Source organism: Actinoplanes sp. NPDC051633, from assembly GCF_040681735.1.
Taxonomy (GTDB): domain Bacteria; phylum Actinomycetota; class Actinomycetes; order Mycobacteriales; family Micromonosporaceae; genus Actinoplanes.
Genome location: NZ_JBFAZH010000591.1, coordinates 1 through 4,937 on the forward strand (window position 1 = coordinate 1; position 4,937 = coordinate 4,937).

Genomic DNA, 4,937 nt, shown 5'->3' on the forward strand with positions numbered 1-4,937 from the left:
GCGCGGGGTCCGAGCCGTCCGCGGCCGCCGGGCCGGGGCGGCCGGTCACCGGCACCGACCCCCGGGTCGACACGAGAGCCGCCTGGGACGCTCTGGACCGGGGCGACGACCCGACCAGCTGAGCGGGCCTGTGGACGACGGACGGGAATTGTCGTACCCGGCCCGTAATCTCCTGCCCACCCAGTGCACGGGGTGGGGGAGGCGGCGGCGGGCCGTTGCGCGGCCGAGCCGAGCGCGGCGCGGTCTTGGTGGGCCGGCCTCAGCCGGCCGCGGTCGTAGCCAGGCGGCGGGTTTTCGCGGCGCGGCGGCGCCCGGCCGGCTGGGCCGCGGGCTGCGTAGCGGGCTGGTTCGCGGGCCGCATAGCGGGCCGGGCCGCGGTGACCGCCGGGCGCGGGCCCTCGGCCAGGATGGCGCGGACCAGGGCTTCCATCTCGTCGCGGGCCTGGGCGCGGGCGCGGTCGGCGCACATCGCGTCCCACGCGTTGTCCCGGGCCGTGCGGACCCGCTGGTCGCCGACGACCGCCCGCTCGACGGATCCGACCAGGTCGGCGGCGGCGGCGACCACCGCCCGGGAGAAGGCGGCGATGCCTGCTGGTGGTGTGGCTACGGCAGTGGCCATGGTCAACTCCACTAGGACTCGGTCTCGGTACGCCACGGGCCAGTTTGCCCGAGTCCGATGATGGCCGAGTCAGATTTCGGATCCGTGACGCCGACGTCAACGGGATGGGGGATCCCCCGATCATCCGAGGTGTCCCAGCGCAACGTGGCGACACCCCTGATGCCGCTGTGACCGACGTGACAGCAGCCGAGCAGCGCATTATGCCGCAGGCCACACGGTCGGCCCTGCCATACCCCCGGGGGCTTGCCAAAGTCCGCGAGCACCTAGCATCGGTCGGAGGACACCCGGAGAGGGGAGTCGTTACGTGACATCCGATCAGGCAGACGCGGGGGGCGGACCCGCGGCGCGTGGTACGGGACCGGCGAACGTGCTTGACGAGATTCTGGCCGGCGTCCGCGAGGACGTGGCCGTGCGTCAGGAGCAGATCCCGCTGGAGCAGGTGCGCGAGTTGGCCGCGAAGGCGCCGCCGGCGATCGACGCGTACGCGGCGTTGCGCAAGCCCGGCGTGGCGGTGATCGCCGAGGTGAAGCGTTCGTCGCCGTCGAAGGGCGCGCTGGCCGACATCCCCGACCCGGCCGAGCTGGCGGGGGAGTATGCGGCCGGTGGTGCGCGCTGCATCAGCGTGCTCACCGAGGGCCGCTGGTTCGGCGGTTCGCTGGAGGACCTGGCGGCGGTGCGAGCCGCGGTCGGTGTGCCGGTGCTGCGCAAGGACTTCGTCGTGTCCAGCTACCAGGTGCACGAGGCCCGTGCGCACGGCGCCGACCTGGTGCTGCTCATCGTGGCCGCGCTGGAGCAGAACGTGCTGGTCGGCCTGCTCGAGCGGATCGAGTCGCTGGGCATGACCGCGCTGGTCGAGGTGCACAACGAGGACGAGGCCGACCGGGCGCTGGAGGCCGGCGCCCAGGTGATCGGCGTCAACGCCCGCGACCTGCGCACGCTCGAGGTGGATCGATCGGTGTTCGAGCGGATCGCGCCCGGGCTGCCGGCGAAGGTCGTCAAGATCGCCGAGTCCGGGGTACGCGGGCCGCACGATCTGATCCGCTATGCCTCGGCGGGGGCCGACGCGGTGCTGGTCGGCGAGGGCCTGGTGACCAAGAAGAGTCCGCGCGACGCGGTCGCCGAGCTGGTCAACGCGGGCAACCACCCGGCGACACCCAGGCCCGTCCGATGAGCACCACGTCGTTACCCGACTTCACCGGGCATTTCGGGCGGTTCGGTGGGCGGTTCGTCCCCGAGGCGCTGGTCAAGGCGCTCGACGAGCTGGACGCCGCGTACCGCAGCGCCAAGACCGACCCGGTCTTCCAGGACCGGCTCGCCGACCTGATGACCAACTACGCCGGCACGCCGAGCAGGCTCTACCGCGCCGAGCGGTTCTCCGCGGCGGTCGGCGCCGAGGTGCTGCTCAAGCGCGAGGACCTGAACCACACCGGCGCCCACAAGGTGCGCAACGTGCTCGGCCAGGCGCTGCTCGCCAAGCGGATGGGCAAGCCCCGGGTGATCGCCGAGACCGGCGCCGGTCAGCACGGCGTGGCCAGCGCGACCGCGGCCGCGCTGCTCGACCTCGAGTGCGTGGTCTACATGGGCGAGGTGGACACCGAGCGGCAGGCGCTGAACGTGGCCCGCATGCGCATGCTCGGCTCGACGGTCGTGCCGGTGACCACCGGCTCCCGCACGCTCAAGGACGCGCTGAACGAGGCGCTGCGGGACTGGGTGTCCACAGTCGACACCACGCACTACCTGCTCGGCACGGCCGCCGGGCCGCACCCGTTCCCCGAGATCGTGCGCGACTTCGTGGGCGGGATCGGCACCGAGGCCCGCGCGCAGAGCCTGGAGATGCTCGGCCGGCTGCCCGACGCGGTCGCGGCCTGCGTGGGCGGCGGCTCCAACGCGATCGGCATCTTCCACGCGTTCGTGCCCGACGAGTCGGTGCGCCTCTACGGTTTCGAGGCCGGCGGTGACGGTGTGGAGACCGGGCGGCACGCGGCGTCGATCACCGGCGGGTCGGCGGGGGTGCTGCACGGCGCCCGGACGTACGTGTTGCAGAACGACGACGGGCAGACGGTGGAGTCGCACTCGATCTCGGCCGGCCTGGACTACCCGGGTGTCGGGCCGGAGCACGCCTGGCTGCACGACACCGGCCGCGCCGTCTACGAGCCGGTCACCGACGCCGAGGCGATGTCCGCGTTCCAGCTGCTCTGCCGCACCGAGGGCATCATCCCGGCGATCGAGAGCGCGCACGCGCTGGCCGGCGTGGCCCGCATCGCGCCACAGCTGACCGCCGAGCTGGGCCGCACACCGGTGATCGTGATCAACCTCTCCGGCCGTGGCGACAAGGACGTGCACACGGCGGGCGCGTACTTCGGGATCCTGAACGAGGAAGAGACGCTGGTGCCGGGGGAGCAGGAGTGAGCATCGCCGAGGTCTTCGGCAAGGCCAGGGCCGAGAACCGTAGCGTGCTGATCGGCTGCATGCCGGCGGGCTTCCCGACGGTGGACGCCGGCATCGACTCGATGATCGCGATGGCCGAGGCGGGCTGCGACGTCATCGAGGTCGAGATGCCCTACTCCGACCCGGTCATGGACGGCCCGGTGATCCAGCGGGCCAGTGACATCGCGCTGGCGAACGGGGTGCGCACCCGCGACACCCTGCGCTCCATCGAGGCGGTCGCCGGCCGCGGCGTGCCGGTGGTCCTGATGACCTACTGGAACCCGGTCGAGAAGTACGGTGTCGACGCGTTCGCCCGGGACCTGGCGGCGGCCGGGGCGACCGGGATGATCACGCCGGACCTGATCCCGGACGAGGCGGCCGAGTGGATCGCGGCGTCCGACGCGTACCGGATCGATCGCACCTTCCTGGTCTCGCCCTCCTCGACCGACGAGCGGGTCGCGAGCACGGTCGCGCAGTGCCGGGGATTCGTCTACGCCACCGCGCTTATGGGTGTGACCGGCGCGCGCACCTCGGTGTCGCAGCAGGCGCCCGAGCTGGTCGCGCGGGTCCGGGCGGCCGATCCCGAGATCGCGGTGGGCGTCGGGCTGGGCGTCGGCACCGGCGCGCAGGCGGCCGAGGTGGCCGCCTTCGCCGACGGGGTGATCGTGGGCAGCGCCCTGGTCCGGTGCGTGCTCGAGGCCGGCGACCCGGCCGAGGGGCAGCGGCGGTTGCGGGCATTGAGCGCCGAACTCGCCGAGGGCGTGCGTACCCGCCCCTGACGGCGCGCCGTGACCCGGTAGCGTGTGCGCCGTGAACGTCGCTGCCATCCCCAGCCCCACCACATCGGTGTGGCACCTGTTCGGGTTGCCGATCCGGGCGTACGCGTTGTGCATCGTCCTCGGCATCGTCGCCGCCGTGCTGATCATGGAGTTCCGCCTGCGCCGCCGCGGCGTGGCGCCGTGGGCATCGCTGGACATGGCGGTCTGGGCGGTGCCGTTCGGCATCATCGGCGCGCGCATCTACCACGTGATCACGTCACCGGGTGACTACTTCGGATCCGGCGGCGACCCGATCCGCGCCTTCTACATCTGGGAGGGCGGCCTCGGCATCTGGGGCGCGGTGGCCGGCGGTGCCCTCGGCACGTGGCTGGCGGCCCGGCAGCTCGGCCTGCCGTTCGCGCTCTTCCTCGACGCGGCGGCCCCGGGCCTGCCGGTCGCGCAGGCGATCGGCCGGGTCGGCAACTGGTTCAACAACGAGCTCTACGGCGGCGTCACCACGCTGCCCTGGGGGCTCCAGGTGCACGACATGGACCGGGCCAACCCGGGTCACGCCACGGTCATCGACGGCAAGGCGGTGACCCTGCCGGACCTGTACCACCCGGCGTTCCTCTACGAGGCGGTCTGGGACCTCGGCGTGGCCGGGCTGGTGTTGTGGCTGGACCGGCGGTTCCGGTTCGGCCGGGGCCGCGCCTTCGCGCTCTACGTCATGGCGTACACGGTCGGCCGGTTCTGGATCGAGATGCTGCGCACCGACGAGGCGACCCTCATCGGCGGGATCCGGCTGAACGTCTTCACCTCCGTCGTCGTCTTCCTCGGCGCGCTGGCCTACTTCCTGTTCGTCAAGGGACCCCGTGAATACGTGGTGCCGATCGACGCGCCGGACTCAGCGCCGGATCCCGAGACGGAGAGCGACGTCTCGCAGGTGGACGTCAATGCCGAGCCGGTCCGGCCCAAGGCGCCGCGGGCATATCAGGTTGTCAGTGAGGAACGCTTCCGCGAGTACGAACGGACCGGCATACTTCCGCCCGTGGACACCGCCACCGATGAGCCGGCAGCGGGCGACGACTCGGCGCAGTCCTCGGTCGGATCGGCCGACGAGCGCTGACAACGGA

General features: G+C 72.5%; 5 protein-coding genes. 4 read left to right on the forward strand and 1 reads right to left on the reverse strand.

Annotated elements, in window-relative coordinates:
- Nucleotides 1-259: 259 nt before the first annotated feature.
- Nucleotides 260-619, reverse strand: a complete 360-nt coding sequence (locus AB0M20_RS27340; protein WP_364302936.1) for a hypothetical protein — start codon at nucleotides 617-619, stop codon at nucleotides 260-262.
- 367 nt (nucleotides 620-986) lie between these two features.
- On the opposite strand from AB0M20_RS27340, the gene trpC reads away from it, so the two are divergent.
- The 4 genes from trpC to lgt are packed head-to-tail and all read left to right on the forward strand — an operon-like array spanning nucleotide 987 to nucleotide 4,930.
- Nucleotides 987-1,790, forward strand: a complete 804-nt coding sequence (trpC, locus tag AB0M20_RS27345) for an indole-3-glycerol phosphate synthase TrpC (RefSeq protein WP_364302938.1) — start codon at nucleotides 987-989, stop codon at nucleotides 1,788-1,790.
- Entirely contained in the window at nucleotides 1,787-3,028 is a 1,242-nt protein-coding gene (gene trpB / locus AB0M20_RS27350) for a tryptophan synthase subunit beta (protein ID WP_364302939.1), read from the forward strand. Before trpC ends, trpB begins: the two co-directional genes overlap by 4 nt.
- Nucleotides 3,025-3,825 carry a tryptophan synthase subunit alpha gene (trpA, locus tag AB0M20_RS27355; protein WP_364302940.1) on the forward strand — a complete coding sequence of 267 codons (801 nt, stop codon included), beginning with the start codon at nucleotides 3,025-3,027 and terminating at the stop codon, nucleotides 3,823-3,825. Before trpB ends, trpA begins: the two co-directional genes overlap by 4 nt.
- Nucleotides 3,826-3,856: 31 nt before the next feature.
- Nucleotides 3,857-4,930, forward strand: coding sequence for a prolipoprotein diacylglyceryl transferase (gene lgt / locus AB0M20_RS27360; RefSeq protein WP_364302942.1), 1,074 nt, complete (start codon nucleotides 3,857-3,859; stop codon nucleotides 4,928-4,930).
- The last annotated feature ends 7 nt before the right edge of the window (nucleotides 4,931-4,937 follow it).